Origin of the sequence: Streptomyces hyderabadensis (assembly GCF_020404845.1) — a bacterium.
Classification (GTDB): Bacteria; Actinomycetota; Actinomycetes; order Streptomycetales; family Streptomycetaceae; genus Streptomyces; species Streptomyces hyderabadensis.
Map to the genome: position 1 here is coordinate 234,524 of NZ_JAIOJZ010000003.1, position 13,721 is coordinate 248,244.

Genomic DNA, 13,721 nt, shown 5'->3' on the forward strand with positions numbered 1-13,721 from the left:
AGAAGGGAGGGCGGCGTCCGGATGCTGGACCGGATCCCTCTTGTGTCCCTGTTGTATCTATCCTGTCGGCATGACCACGGCAGTGAAGCAACCCCCCGCGGCGGACCGCGTCTACACCCACGTCAAGCAGGGCGTCCTGGAGCGCCGTTACGAGGGCGGGACGCTGCTCACCGAGGGCGAGCTGGCCGAGGCGGTGGGTGTCTCCCGCACGCCGGTGCGCGAGGCGCTGCTGCGGCTGGAGGTCGAGGGGCTGATCCGGCTCTACCCCAAGAAGGGCGCGCTGGTCCTGCCGGTCTCCGCGCAGGAGATCGCGGACGTGGTGGAGACCCGGCTGCTGGTCGAGGAGCACGCGGCCAGGAAGGCCGTACCCGCCCCGCCCGGGCTGGTCGAACGGCTGGAGGAACTGCTCGCCCGGCAGAAGGAGCAGGCCGCCGCCGGTGACTTCACCGCCGCCTCCGTCACCGACCGCTGCTTCCACGCCGAGATCGTCCGCAGCGGCGGCAACGAGATCCTCTCCCGCCTCTACGACCAGCTCCGCGACCGCCAGCTGCGCATGGGCGTCGCCGTCATGCACTCCCACCCCGACCGGATCGCCCACACCCTGGCCGAGCACGAGGAGCTCCTCGACGCGCTGCGCGCCGGGGACGCGGAGGCGGCCGTCGGCGTGGTGAGCCGGCACGTGGGCTGGTTCTCGAACCTGGCGCGGGGGGAGGTCCGATGAGTACCGCCACCTCGCCCGGCGGCCGGGCCCTGCCCGGCGATCCCCCGGGCGGCCGGCGTGCCGTGGCCGTGTGGAGCGTCGGCGTCTCCGTCTACTTCGTCGCCGTCATCTTCCGTACGTCCCTGGGTGTCGCCGGCCTCGACGCCGCCGACCGCTTCCACGTCAACGCCTCCGCCCTGTCCACCTTCTCCATCCTCCAGCTGCTGGTCTACGCCGGCATGCAGATACCCGTCGGCCTGCTGGTCGACCGGCTGGGCACCAAGAAGGTGCTGGGCCTCGGCGTCGTGCTGTTCACGGTGGGGCAGCTGGGCTTCGCCTTCTCCCCGTCGTACGGCATGGCGCTGGCCTCGCGGGCGCTGCTGGGCTGCGGGGACGCGCTGACCTTCATCAGCGTGCTGCGGCTGGGCACCCGCTGGTTCCCGGCCCGGCGCGGGCCGATGGTCGCCCAGCTGGCCGGTCTCGTCGGGATGGCGGGCAACCTGGTCTCCACCCTGGTCCTGGCCAGGCTGCTGCACGGCATCGGCTGGACGGCGGCGTTCGCGGGCAGCGCGCTGGCGGGCGTGGTCGTCTTCGTCCTGCTGCTGCTCTTCCTCAAGGACCACCCCGAGGGCCACGAGCCGGAGCCGCTGCCGCACCAGGGGGCCGCGTACGTGCGGCGGCAGATCGCGACGTCCTGGCGGGAGCCGGGGACGCGGCTCGGGCTGTGGGTGCACTTCACCACCCAGTTCCCGGCGATGGTGTTCCTGCTGCTGTGGGGGATGCCGTTCCTGGTCGAGGCGCAGGGGCTGTCCCGGGCCACGGCCGGCACGCTGCTCACCCTGGTCGTCCTGTCCAACATGGCGGTCGGCCTGGTCTACGGCCAGATCATCGCCCGGCACCACGCGGCGCGGCTGCCGCTGGCGCTGGGCACGGTGGGGGCGACGGCGCTGCTCTGGGCGGCAACGCTCGCCTACCCGGCCGAGCATGCGCCGATGTGGCTGCTGGTCGTGCTGTGCACGGTGCTGGGGGCGTGCGGGCCGGCGTCGATGATCGGCTTCGACTTCGCGCGGCCGGCGAATCCGCCGGAGCGGCAGGGGACGGCGTCCGGGATCACGAACATGGGGGGCTTCGTGGCGTCGATGACCACGTTGCTCGCGGTGGGGGTGCTGCTGGACGCGACGGGGGACGACTACGCGGTGGCGTTCTCGTCGGTGTTCGTGCTGCAGGCGCTCGGGGTCACGCAGATTCTCAGGCTGCGTAAGCGGGCCGCGCTGCGGGAGCGGGAGCGGTTGGTGGCGAGCCGGGTGGAGACGGTGCACGTGCCCGTGTAGGCACCCGGCGCGGGTGCGGGCCGGGCTGGGGGCTGTCGCCCCCAGACCCCCGCTTCGGCCTGAACGGCCTCGTCCTCAGACGCCGGACGGGCTGGAAACTCAGGGCGTGACGGTGAAGTTGCGCAGGATCGCCGCCGTCAGGTCCTGGTCGCCCTCCGTCTTGATGCGGTCCTTGACCGCCTCCGGGGTCACCCGGCCGCAGGCCAGGCGGACGTACGTCTCCCAGTCGAGGGTGAGGGTGGCGGCGGGGCCGAGGGCCGGGGACGATTCGAGGGTGCCGCGGCCCTGGATGTCGACGCGGATGGTGCGCAGGAACTCGACCGGGCCGTGCACGTCGAAGACGACGGCCGAGCTGCGCGGCGCGTCCGACCGCTCGGCGACCACGGCGGGCAGCTCGCCGAGCAGCACGTCACGGGCGACGTGCGCGCCGGGGGAGTCGAGGTTGCCGGGGCGGCCGAGGGCCGTGCGCAGGTCCTGCTCGTGCGCCCACACGTCGAAGGCGTGCCGGCGCATCGCCTCCTCCAGGGTCAGCTCGGTGCCGAGCGGGCCGCGCACCTTCGTGCCGGGGTCCCGCGACTCGTTCCGCAGCTGGCGGTTGCGCCGGATGATCATGTACTCCAGCTCGGACGTCATCTCCGGCGCCGTGTGGTGGCGGCGGACGTCGACCTGCATCTCCATGTACCGCTGGTGGTCGCCCGTGACGTGGTAGAGGTCGCGCGGCAGGGTGTGGATGGGGCGGGGGTCGCCGAGCATCTCGGAGTCCAGGCCCATCACGTGCGAGACGATGTCGCGCACCGACCACCCCGGGCAGGGGGTCCGGCGGTTCCACTCTGCCTCCACAAGCGGCTGGACCAGCTCGGATATCGCCTCGATGGAGTGAGTCCAGGCGTCGGCGTAGGGCTGGAGGGTGGGATGCAGACTCACGGAACGGGACCCCTCGGCGGTCGGTACACGGGCGGTTGGCGGCAGCGGTGCCAGTGGCGGCGGCGGCAGTCGGCGGGCGTCTTGGGAGGCTAAGTTACGCTGCTGTGCGGCACCCCGGCAGTGCTTTCGTGTGACGATCGTAGGCCCGTGTGGACGGCTCGAATGCCAGGACGGTGGTAGTGTGCGCGCCTCTTTGCTTCAAATCGCTGTGAACGAGGACGAAACGGTCGAAGCGCGTCGCCTCCGGGTGGCGGCTCTGGTGCGGGAGCAGGCGGGCGCCGACCTCGTCGTGCTGCCGGAGCTGTGGACCACGGGCGCGTTCGCCTTCGAGGCGTTCGACGCGGCGGCCGAGCCGCTGCGCGGCCCGACGTACGAGGCGATGGCGAAGGCGGCGAGCGACGCGGGCGTGTGGCTGCACGCGGGGTCGGTGCCCGAGCGCGACCCGGACGGACGGCTCTACAACACCTCTCTCGTCTTCTCCCCCGCCGGCGACCTGGCCGCCTCCTACCGCAAGATCCACCGCTTCGGCTTCGACAAGGGCGAGGCCGTGCTGATGGGCGCGGGGCGGGAGCCGGTGACGGTCCGGCTGCCGGACACCGCCACCCTCGGCGTGGCGACCTGCTACGACCTGCGCTTCCCGGAACTCTTCCGCGCCCTCGTCGACGCCGGTGCCGAGATCCTCGTCGTCCCGGCGGGCTGGCCGGAGCGCCGCCGGGCCCACTGGACGCTGCTGGCCCAGGCCCGGGCCGTGGAGAACCAGGCGTTCGTCCTCGCCTGCGGAACGGCCGGGACGCACGCCGGGGTTCCGCAGGCCGGTCACTCGATCGTGGTGGACCCCTGGGGCGAGGTGCTCGCGGAGGCCGGCCCGGACGAGGAGATCCTCACGGTGGAGTTCGACCCGGCGAAGGTGGCGCGCACCCGGGAGCAGTTCCCGGCCCTGAAGGACCGGGTGCTGGGGCTTGAGCCGCCGCGCGGCTGAGCGCGGAACGTGAGGAGCTGTGACACCGCGTGTTTGACGCGGCGTCACGCTGCCCAGTATGTCGGCATGAAACGGACGCGTACCGGTACCTCCGCCATTCGCCGGGTGTGGGTGGACCCCCTCGGTGCCCCTTTCGCGACGGCCTTCGAGCTTCCGACCGCGGGACTTCCCCCGCGGGCGCCCGAGGAATGGGTGCGCGCCAGCTTCGAGGACGTCCCGGTGATAGTGCGTGAGCTGATCCGGACGGGCTGGGCGGGCGTGCTGGGGCTGCGACTGGGGCCGCGCACCTCGCGACGGCACGTGGTGGGCTGGCGCGTGCTGGAGACCGGGCCGGCCAGGATCGCCCTGGAGGCCCGCGCGCCGTCGCTGACCGTGCGCAACGTCGTGACCGTCGACGACGCGCGGCTGCTCTGGGCGACGTACGCCTGCTACGAGCGCCGGGCCGGCCGGGTGCTGTGGGCCTTGGCGGCGCCCGTGCACCACCTGCTCGTGCCGCTGCTCCTCGGCCGCGCCGTCCGCCGCACGGCGTGAGGCGCCGCCGGGGGCCGCCGCGGCTCAGTCGTCCGCCCGCTCCTTCTCCGCCAGGTGGATCACGCACACCGCCAGGGCGATCAGCAGCGCCGGGTCCGCGTCGTCCCGTACGACGTCCACGCCGTAGGTGTCCCGGAGGGTCAGCCAGCGCCGGGAGACCACGGCCAGCAGTTCGCCGTCGTACTCGACGGCGAACTCCCGGTCGAGGATCTTGCCGCTGACGTCCAGTTCGGTGCCGTCGGCCAGGGTGACCCGGTAGTGGTTGCGCAGCAGGGAGAGGCGTTTGCGCTTGATGCGCGCCAGGGGTTCGCCGGCCCGTTCGATCACCATCGTGTCGCGCAGGGCGAACATCTTCTGGTGGATGTCGATCAGCACGCGTCCCTGGGCGTCCTTCAGCTCCCAGGTGTCCCGCAGCCGCATCGCCTTGCCGTCGACGAGGAAGACCTTGTTGCCGCGGTCGTCCTCGATCCAGTAGTCGTCGCCGATGCCGAGGAGCCGGTCGTACACGAGGAATCTCATGCTTGGACCGCTTCCCCGCCGGGCGCCGCGGAACGCGGCCGGTAGGCCGACAGGCTGACTGCCGGGCCCGGCCGGGTCAGGAGCCGTAGCCGTTCTGGTAGCCGTCCTGCGTGTGGTGGTGGGGCCGTTCCTCGACGACCGGGGTCGACGGCGGCATCACGACGCGGCGGCGCCGGGCGATGCTGCTGAACGTCGCGACGCCGATCAGGCCGACGACCATGAAGATCACACCGACCAGGTCGAGGTTGACGCCCTGCATGTCCCAGTCGGTCGCGAACGTGAGGATGGCTCCCACGGCGATGAGGATGATGCACCCGCCGAGGCCCATGAGTGTTGCCTCCCTGTCAGATCCGGTCGGTTCCGGGTTTCCGGCCGATCCGGTTCCGTGCGGGTACCCCCAGGGCCAACCCTCATGCCGTGGAGCCCTGTTGCGCGCCCCGGCCCTACGGCTGGAGGAACGCCACCAGCGCGTTGGCCAGCAGGTACGGGTCGTCGGCGCCGCACAACTCCCGGGCGCTGTGCATCGACAGGATGGCCACGCCGATGTCGACGGTGCTGATCCCGTGCCGGGCCGCGGTGATGGGGCCGATGGTGGTGCCGCACGGCATGGAGTTGTTGGAGACGAAGGTCTGGAACGGGATGCCCGCCTTCTCGCAGGCGGCGGCGAACACCGCGCGGCCCGAACCGTCGGTGGCGTAGCGGTTGTTGACGTTGACCTTGAGGATGGGGCCGCCGTTGACCCGCGGGTGGTGCGTCGGGTCGTGCCGTTCCGCGTAGTTGGGGTGGACGGCGTGGCCCGTGTCGGAGGACAGGCAGACCGTGCCGGCGAAGGCGCGGGCGCGGTCCTCGTACGTGCCGCCGCGCGCGAACACCGAGCGCTCCAGGACGCCGCCGAGCAGCGGGCCGTCGGCGCCGGTGTCCGACTGGGAGCCGGTCTCCTCGTGGTCGAAGGCGGCCAGCACGGGGATGTACGGGAGGTCGGCCCCGGAGGTCGCGACCGCGGCCAGCGCGGCCGTCCCGGCGTGCACGGACAGCAGGTTGTCCATCCGCGGGCCCGCCACCAGCTCCCGGTCGCGGCCCAGGTACGCCGGGGGCTCCACCGAGTGCGTCATCAGGTCCCAGCCGGTGACCTCGCCGCGGGCCAGGCCCGCCTCGTCCTCCAGGAAGGCGATCAGGTCGCCGTCGCGCACGGTGTCGCCGAGGCCCCAGACGGGCTGGAGGTGGCGCTGCTTGTCGAGCTTGAGGCCGTCCGTGGAGACGGCGCGGTCCATGTGGATGGCGAGCTGCGGCACGCGCAGCAGCGGGCGGTCGACGTTCACCAGGCGGGTCGAGCCGTCGCGCAGCGAGAGCCGGCCGGCCAGGCCCAGGTCGCGGTCCAGCCAGGAGTTCATCAGCGGGCCGCCGTAGATCTCCACGGCGACCTGGCGCCAGCCGTGCGCCCCGGTGTCCGGGCGGGGCTTGACGCGCAGGTTGGGGGAGTCGGTGTGGGCGCCGACGATGCGGAAGGGGGTGTGGGCCGCGGCGCCCTCCGGGACGTACCAGGCGATGATCGCGCCGCCGCGCAGCACGTACTTGCCGCCGCTCGTCGCCTCCCAGGCGTCGGTCTCCGCGACCTGGCGGAAGCCGGCCTTCTCCAGCCGCTCGGCGGCACTGGCCACGGCGTGGTACGGGGTCGGGCTCGCCGACAGGAAGGTCATCAGGTCGTCGGTGTGGCCGCGGTCGAAGCGGGAGGGTGCGCTCATGGGGTTCACCTTAACGACGTACGAGGGCCCGCTTCCCGTCTGGCGGGAGCGGGCCCTCGGGGGGTGCGGAACGGGCTCGGGCGCGGGACCGGTCCTAGAACGCGGCCTCGTCCAGCTCCATCAGGTCCAGCTCGACGCCCTGGGCGACCTTGCGGGCCAGGGTCACGCCGGGCAGGACGTTCGCGGCGAAGAACTTCGCGGCGGCGATCTTGCCGGTGTAGAAGGCCTTGTCCTTCGCGGACGCGGTCGGCAGCTTCTCGGCGGCGACGGCAGCGCCCTTGAGCAGCAGGTAGCCAACGATCACGTCGCCGGAGGCGAGCAGCAGGCGGGTGGTGTTGAGGCCCACCTTGTAGATGTTCTTGACGTCCTGCTCGGTGGCCGCGAGGTCGGTGAGCATCAGGCCGACGATGGCCTCCAGCTCGACGGCGGCCTTGGCCAGGTGCTCGCGGGCGCCGGACAGCTCCTCGCCGCCGGTGGCCAGCGCCAGGAACTTCTTGATGTCCTCGGCGAGCGAGTTCAGCGCGGCGCCCTGGTTGCGGACGATCTTCCGGAAGAAGTAGTCCTGGCCCTGGATCGCGGTGGTGCCCTCGTACAGGGTGTCGATCTTGGCGTCGCGGATGTACTGCTCGATCGGGTACTCCTGGAGGAACCCGGAGCCGCCGAAGGTCTGCAGCGACTGGGCGAGCTGCTCGTAGGCCTTCTCCGAGCCGTAGCCCTTGACGATCGGCAGGAGCAGGTCGTTGAGGGCGTGCTCGGTGGCGGCGTCCTCGCCGTTCGCCTCCTTGATCTGGATCTCGTCCTGCACCGAGGCGGTGTACATGACCAGGGCGCGCATGCCCTCGGCGTACGCCTTCTGCGTCATCAGCGAGCGGCGCACGTCCGGGTGGTGCGTGATGGTGACCTTGGGGGCCGACTTGTCCATGAAGTTGGCCAGGTCGGGGCCCTGGACGCGCTCCTTGGCGTACTCCAGGGCGTTGAGGTAGCCCGTGGAGAGGGTGGAGATCGCCTTCGTGCCGACCATCATGCGGGCGAACTCGATGATCCGGAACATCTGGCGGATGCCGTCGTGCTTGTCGCCGACCAGCCAGCCCTTGGCGGGGTGGCGGTCGCCGAAGGTCATCTCGCAGGTGTTGGAGGCCTTCAGGCCCATCTTGTGCTCGACGTTGGTGGCGTAGACGCCGTTGCGCTCGCCCAGCTCGCCGGTCTCGAAGTCGAACTCGTACTTCGGGACCAGGAAGAGGGACAGGCCCTTGGTGCCGGGTCCGGCGCCCTCGGGGCGGGCGAGGACGTAGTGGAGGATGTTCTCCGACATGTCGTGCTCGCCGGAGGTGATGAAGCGCTTCACGCCCTCGATGTGCCAGGAGCCGTCCTCCTGCTGGACCGCCTTGGTGCGGCCCGCGCCGACGTCCGAACCGGCGTCCGGCTCGGTGAGGACCATGGTGGAGCCCCACTGCTTCTCGACGGCGATCGAGGCGATGTGCTTCTGGACCTCGTTGCCCTCCTCGAAGAGGATGCCGGCGAACGCCGGGCCGGAGGAGTACATCCACACGGCCGGGTTGGCGCCGAGGATCAGCTCCGCGTACGCCCAGATGAGCGAGCGCGGCGAGGTGGTGCCGCCGATCTCCTCGGGCAGGCCGAGCCGCCAGTACTCGGAGTCCATGAAGGCCTGGTAGCTCTTCTTGAAGGACGCCGGGACCGGCGCGGTGTTGGTCTCCGGGTCGAAGACCGGCGGGTTGCGGTCGGCGTCGGCGAAGGACTCGGCCAGCTCGTTCTCGGAGAGGCGGGTCAGCTCCTCCAGCACGCTCTTGGCGGTGTCCGTGTCCATCTCCGCGAACGGGCCGCTGCCGTAGACCTTGTCGCGGCCGAGCACCTCGAAGAGGTTGAACTCGATGTCCCGGAGATTCGGCTTGTAGTGCCCCATGGCGACGGCTCCGTTGAGAGATCGGCGAGGCACTCGCTCCTCGCATCCGTACACATACCAACTAGTAGCTCCGATGATGCTACCCGTCGGTAATAAGAAGCAACCCCGAGCCGCCCATCTGTGACTCGTTACTCGTTACTCTGTGCTGCATGTACGGCTACGACCAGACCGCGGGCCAACAGCAGCAGCAGTACGCCCCGCCGCAGCAGCCGATGGGCGGCGGATACGGGCAGCAGCCGCCGCTGTACCCCGAGCCGTCCCCGCCCTCGCTCGCGGACGCGGTGCGCGCCTTCACCACCGGGCAGATGTCCGCCGAGGACTTCCAGCAGATCTTCGCGACCTCGAAGGTCTACTGCCCGCGCGGCGACAACCCCGGCTTCCTCGCGCTGCACAACACCCAGCAGCCGGTGATCCCGATGTTCACCGGTCTGAAGGAGCTGCGCAGGTACGCGGGCAAGGAGTCGAAGTACTTCGTGATCACCGGGGCGGAGGTGATCGACCTGCTGCCGACCGGCTACGGCTTCGTCCTGGACATGGAGGGCGAGCACCGGATGGTGTTCGACGCGAAGGCCGTCGAACAGATGGTCGATTTCGCCATGCGCCGCATGTACGGCTAGGCGGTGCGCGTACGGCTGGATGCCGCATGTGCGGCTGGGTGCCGCCGAACGGATGCTCGTGAGCCCGGAGGGAATGACCTCCGGGCTTTCGTGGTTCCAGGTGGCAAGAAGTTCAATGCTCAACTAAAGTGGGCGTACGCCGCCCGAGGAGGTCGACATGCCCGCCGTGACCGTCGAGAACCCGTTGACGCTGCCCCGCGTATCCGCGCCCGCCGACGCCGTCGCGCGTCCCGTGCTCACCGTCACGACCGCGCCCAGCGGTTTCGAGGGCGAGGGCTTCCCGGTGCGCCGCGCATTTGCCGGGATCAACTACCGCCACCTCGACCCGTTCATCATGATGGACCAGATGGGTGAGGTGGAGTACGCGCCCGGCGAGCCCAAGGGCACCCCCTGGCACCCGCACCGCGGCTTCGAGACCGTCACCTACATCGTCGACGGGATCTTCGACCACCAGGACTCCAACGGTGGCGGCGGCACCATCACCAACGGCGACACCCAGTGGATGACGGCGGGCTCCGGCCTGCTGCACATCGAGGCGCCGCCGGAGCAGCTGGTCATGTCCGGCGGGCTCTTCCACGGACTCCAGCTGTGGGTGAACCTGCCGGCCAAGGACAAGATGATGGCCCCCCGCTACCAGGACATCCGCAGCGGCAGCGTCCAGCTGCTCACCTCCCCGGACGGCGGCGCGCTGCTGCGCGTCATCGCCGGTGAGCTGGGCGGGCACGAGGGCCCCGGCATCACGCACACCCCGATCACGATGGTGCACGCGACGCTGGCGCCGGGCGCCGAGGTCACCCTGCCCTGGCGGGAGGACTTCAACGGCCTGGCGTACGTCATGGCCGGACGCGGGTCGGTGGGCGCCGAGCGGCGTCCGGTGCACCTCGGGCAGACCGCCGTCTTCGGCGCCGGGGGCTCGCTGACCGTCCGCGCGGACGAGAAGCAGGACTCGCACACCCCGGACCTGGAGGTCGTGCTGCTCGGCGGCCGGCCGATCCGGGAGCCGATGGCCCACTACGGCCCGTTCGTGATGAACACCAAGGACGAGCTGATGCAGGCCTTCGAGGACTTCCAGAAGGGCCGCCTCGGCACCGTCCCGGCGGTGCACGGCATGTCGGACGAGGGCCCCGGCGCCTGACACCGCGTCACCCGGGCGGGCCGTCCGCGCAGGACAGCCCGCCCGGTGCGTGATCGGGTGGAGGCGTGCAGCTGCTCCCCGGTCCGGTGCGCCGGTTCGCCGCCTGGTGCGCCGTCATCCTGCTCGCCAGCGGTGTCGGCTACGTCGCGATCCGGCTCTGCGTCGAGTTCCGCACCGCGGTGACCCCGGCGCTGCTCGCCCTGCTGGGCACCGCCCTGCTGAGGCCGCTGCACGCACGGCTGGTGAAGGCCCATGTGCAGCGGTCGCTGGCCGCCGGGCTGACCTGTGCGGCCGTGCTGGCCGTGGTCGGCGGGGCCGTGTACATCGTGGTCTCCGCGCTCGTCGAGACCGGCGACCAGATCGTCGCCTCGCTGCGGGACGCGGCCCAGGGCATCGCCGACCACTTCGGCGCCGCCGGGACCTCGCTGGAGGACGTGGCCTCCAACGCCCGCGAGCTGCTGGGCAAGTTCGGCGGCACGGCCGCCTCCGGCGTGGTGACCGGGATCAGCGTCGTCGGCGAGATGATCGCCATGGCCGTGCTCGCGCTGCTGCTCGTCTTCTTCTTCCTGCGCGACTCCGACCGGGCCGTGGGCACCGTGCGCGCGCTCGCCCCGCCCGGCGCCGCCGACACGGTGGAGGCCATGGCCCGGCGGGCCTTCGGGGCCGTCGAGGGCTTCATGCGGGGGACCACCCTGATCGCGCTCATCGACGCGCTGTGCATCACCGTCGGGCTGCTCGTGCTGCGCGTCCCCGGCGCGGTCGGGCTCGGGGCGCTGGTCTTCGTGGGCGCCTACATCCCGTATCTGGGCGCGTTCATCTCCGGTGCCGTGGCCGTGCTGGTGGCGCTGGCCGACCGGGGGTTCGTCATCGCGCTGTGGGCGCTGGGCGTGGTGCTGGCCGTGCAGGTGCTGGAGGGACACGTGCTCCAGCCGATGGTCCAGAGCCGGACGGTGCAGATGCACCCGGCGGTCGTGCTGCTGGCGCTCACCGCGGGCGCCTCGGTGGCGGGCATCCTGGGGATGCTCCTCGCCGTGCCCCTGACCGCGGCGGCGTTCGGGATCGTGCACGAGCTGCAGGGCCGCTACGGGGCCGCGGGTTCCGGCGCGTCGGGGGCGTCCGGGAAGGCCGCGGGGCCCGGGTCGTCCTCCGGGGCGGCGGACTCGTAGAGCTCGTACCAGATGCTCTTGCCCTCGCCGCGCGGCGCGACGCCCCACGCGTCCGCGAGCAGCTCGACCAGCATCAGCCCGCGCCCGGAGGACGCCATCTCCCCCGGCCTGCGCTTGTGCGGGAGGTCGTCGCCGTTGTCGGTGACCTCCACCCGGATCCGCCGCTCGCCCGGCTCCCCGGCGACCTCGGCGACCAGCAGCGCGTCGGTGTCGGTGTGCACCAGGACGTTGGTCAGCATCTCGGAGAGCAGCAGCACCGCCGCGTCCCGCTGCTCCTCGACCGGCCAGTCGTGCAGCAGGTCGCGCAGGTGCTGCCGGGCGGTGGCGATCCGGTCGGGCTCGGACTGGGCGACCGACAGCATCGTGCGCCGCACCGGGGCCCGGGTCGCGGTGGACTCACCGCAGCCGCAGCCCTCGCCCTGCCGGCACAGCAGCAACAGCGCGATGTCGTCCTCCCGGCGGTCGGACAGCGGGCCGACGGTGTGGTGCGAGGAGGGACCGTGCACGGCCTGGACCAGCGCGTCGGCCAGCTCCTCCAGGCCCCCGGTGTGCTCCTCCAGGATCACCCGCAGCCGGTGCCAGCCGCTCTGCAGATCGTGCCCGCCCGTCTCGACCAGGCCGTCCGTGCACAGCATCAGGGTGTCCCCGGGTTCCAGGGCGAGCCGCGTCGTCGGGTAGTCGGAGTCCGGGTCGATGCCCAGGGGCAGCCCGCCGTCCGTGGCCAGGATCAGCGCCGTGCCGTCCGCCATGCGCACCACCGGGTCCAGGTGGCCCGCACGGGCGCTCTCCACGGTGCCGGTGGCGGGGTCGACCTCGGCGTAGTAGCAGGTCGCGAAGCGCAGGTCGCCCGGGTCGTCCTCGGACGTGGCGAGGCCGTGGAAGAAGTGCGAGGCGCGGGCGAGCACCGCGTCGGGCCGGTGGCCCTCGGAGGCGTAGGCGCGCAGGGCGATGCGCAGCTGGCCCATCAGCCCGGCGGCGCGCACGTCGTGCCCCTGGACGTCGCCGATCACCACGGCGAAGCGGTCCCCGGGCAGCGGGATCATGTCGTACCAGTCGCCGCCGACCTGGAGGCCGCCGCCGGTGGGGACGTAGCGGGCGGCGATGTCCATGCCGGGGATCTGCGGGCCGAGCATGGGCAGCATCGAGCGCTGCAGCCCCTCGGTCAGCTCCCGCTGGTTCTCCGCGGCACCGGCCCGGGACAGGGCCTGGGCCAGCATCCGCGCCACCGTGGTCAGCACCGAGCGCTCGTCCGGGGTGAACGCGACCGGATAGGCGAAGGCGGCCATCCAGGCGCCCATCGTGCGGCCCGCCACGGTCAGCGGCAGATAGGCCCAGGAGCGGCGGCCGAAGCGCTCGGCGAGCGACCAGGTCATGGGGTAGCGGGACCGGTACTGCTGCGGGGAGGAGAGGTAGACCGCGCGGCCGGTGCGGACCACCTCGGCGGCCGGGTAGTCGGTGTCCAGGGCCATGTCCACGAACGGGTTGGCCTCGTTCTCCGGCTGCCCGTGGTGGCCGATGACGGTGAGGCGGTCGCCCGAGAGCCCGAACACCGCGAGGCCGTCCGGGGAGAAGCCCGGCATCGACAGCCCCGCCGCGACCCGCAGCACCTCCTCGGTGGACCGGGCCTCGGCCAGCGCCCGGCCCGCGTCCAGCAGGAAGGCCTCCCGGGAGCGGCGCCACTCGCCGGTGACCGCGCTGCGCCCGGCGGGCGTGCCGGGCCGTGGTTCGGCGACCTCCTGAAGGGTGCCGATCAGGTCGTACGCCCGGCGTTCGGGGTCGAACGAGGGCTTGGAGCGGCTGCGTACCACCCGGACCACATGGCCGTACTCGTCCATGATCCGGATCCGGACCTCGGCGAGGGTGCCCTCGGCGACGGCGAGCTGGACCACGCCGGTGATCTCGTTCCAGTCCACCGGGTGCAGCCGGGCCCTCACCTGCGCCTCGGTGAGGCACGCCCGTTCCGCGGGCAGCCCGAGCAGGCGGGCGGCCTCCGCGTCCACCGCGACCTCACCCGTGGCGGTGTCCCAGTGCCACAGTCCGGTCGCGAGGTCGGCGAGGACGCCCCCCACGTCCGGCAGGGGGTCACCAGTGCGCATTGCCCCACTTTAAGAAGAGGTGATCGGACGCTGCCACCGCTCGCCGGGGCGCTGGGGCGG

Annotated in this window: 13 protein-coding genes; 7 read left to right on the forward strand and 6 right to left on the reverse strand. The window is 72.0% G+C overall.

Annotated features, from left to right (window positions below; genetic code table 11):
- Positions 1–70 precede the first annotated feature (70 nt).
- Positions 71–721, forward strand: coding sequence for a GntR family transcriptional regulator (locus tag K7854_RS04650; protein WP_226025051.1), 651 nt, complete (start codon positions 71–73; stop codon positions 719–721).
- On the forward strand, positions 718–2,031 hold the full coding sequence (locus K7854_RS04655; protein WP_226025052.1) for an MFS transporter: 1,314 nt from the start codon (positions 718–720) through the stop codon (positions 2,029–2,031). The genes K7854_RS04650 and K7854_RS04655 overlap by 4 nt, the downstream gene beginning before the upstream one ends.
- A gap of 99 nt (positions 2,032–2,130) precedes the next feature.
- Here the strand turns inward: K7854_RS04655 and K7854_RS04660 are convergent, their stop codons facing one another.
- A complete protein-coding gene (locus tag K7854_RS04660; RefSeq protein ID WP_226025053.1) occupies positions 2,131–2,955 on the reverse strand; it encodes a maleylpyruvate isomerase family mycothiol-dependent enzyme in 825 nt (274 codons plus the stop codon).
- A 181-nt stretch (positions 2,956–3,136) separates the two neighbouring features.
- On the opposite strand from K7854_RS04660, the gene K7854_RS04665 reads away from it, so the two are divergent.
- Together K7854_RS04665 and K7854_RS04670 are read left to right on the forward strand one after the other, a co-directional pair.
- Positions 3,137–3,934, forward strand: a complete 798-nt coding sequence (locus K7854_RS04665; protein ID WP_226025054.1) for a carbon-nitrogen family hydrolase — start codon at positions 3,137–3,139, stop codon at positions 3,932–3,934.
- A 66-nt stretch (positions 3,935–4,000) separates the two neighbouring features.
- Positions 4,001–4,465, forward strand: a complete 465-nt coding sequence (locus K7854_RS04670; protein ID WP_226025055.1) for a DUF2867 domain-containing protein — start codon at positions 4,001–4,003, stop codon at positions 4,463–4,465.
- A gap of 24 nt (positions 4,466–4,489) precedes the next feature.
- On the opposite strand, the gene K7854_RS04675 is transcribed toward K7854_RS04670, so the two are convergent.
- From K7854_RS04675 to K7854_RS04690, 4 genes are all read right to left on the reverse strand, one after another.
- Positions 4,490–4,984, reverse strand: a complete 495-nt coding sequence (locus K7854_RS04675) for an LURP-one-related/scramblase family protein (protein ID WP_226025056.1) — start codon at positions 4,982–4,984, stop codon at positions 4,490–4,492.
- 76 nt (positions 4,985–5,060) lie between these two features.
- Positions 5,061–5,312 carry a DUF6458 family protein gene (locus K7854_RS04680; protein WP_226025057.1) on the reverse strand — a complete coding sequence of 84 codons (252 nt, stop codon included), beginning with the start codon at positions 5,310–5,312 and terminating at the stop codon, positions 5,061–5,063.
- Between the two features lie 115 nt (positions 5,313–5,427).
- Positions 5,428–6,726 (reverse strand): M18 family aminopeptidase, encoded by a 1,299-nt coding sequence (locus tag K7854_RS04685; protein WP_226025058.1) that lies wholly within the window; start codon positions 6,724–6,726, stop codon positions 5,428–5,430.
- Positions 6,727–6,820: 94 nt separating this feature from the next.
- Complete coding sequence (locus tag K7854_RS04690; protein WP_226025059.1) at positions 6,821–8,647, reverse strand: acyl-CoA dehydrogenase; 1,827 nt, start codon at positions 8,645–8,647, stop codon at positions 6,821–6,823.
- A gap of 149 nt (positions 8,648–8,796) precedes the next feature.
- Between K7854_RS04690 and K7854_RS04695 the strand changes: the two genes are divergently transcribed.
- The 3 genes from K7854_RS04695 (at position 8,797) to K7854_RS04705 (ending at position 11,565) form a co-directional block, all read left to right on the forward strand.
- Positions 8,797–9,264 (forward strand): SseB family protein, encoded by a 468-nt coding sequence (locus K7854_RS04695; RefSeq protein WP_030180614.1) that lies wholly within the window; start codon positions 8,797–8,799, stop codon positions 9,262–9,264.
- Positions 9,265–9,421: 157 nt separating this feature from the next.
- On the forward strand, positions 9,422–10,399 hold the full coding sequence (locus tag K7854_RS04700) for a pirin family protein (RefSeq protein WP_226025060.1): 978 nt from the start codon (positions 9,422–9,424) through the stop codon (positions 10,397–10,399).
- Between the two features lie 65 nt (positions 10,400–10,464).
- Entirely contained in the window at positions 10,465–11,565 is a 1,101-nt protein-coding gene (locus K7854_RS04705; RefSeq protein ID WP_226025061.1) for an AI-2E family transporter, read from the forward strand.
- On the opposite strand, the gene K7854_RS04710 is transcribed toward K7854_RS04705, so the two are convergent.
- Positions 11,481–13,661: a SpoIIE family protein phosphatase gene (locus K7854_RS04710; protein ID WP_226025062.1), complete on the reverse strand. Its 2,181-nt coding sequence runs from the start codon at positions 13,659–13,661 to the stop codon at positions 11,481–11,483. The two genes, K7854_RS04705 and K7854_RS04710, sit on opposite strands and share 85 nt — an antisense overlap.
- Positions 13,662–13,721: the final 60 nt, after the last annotated feature.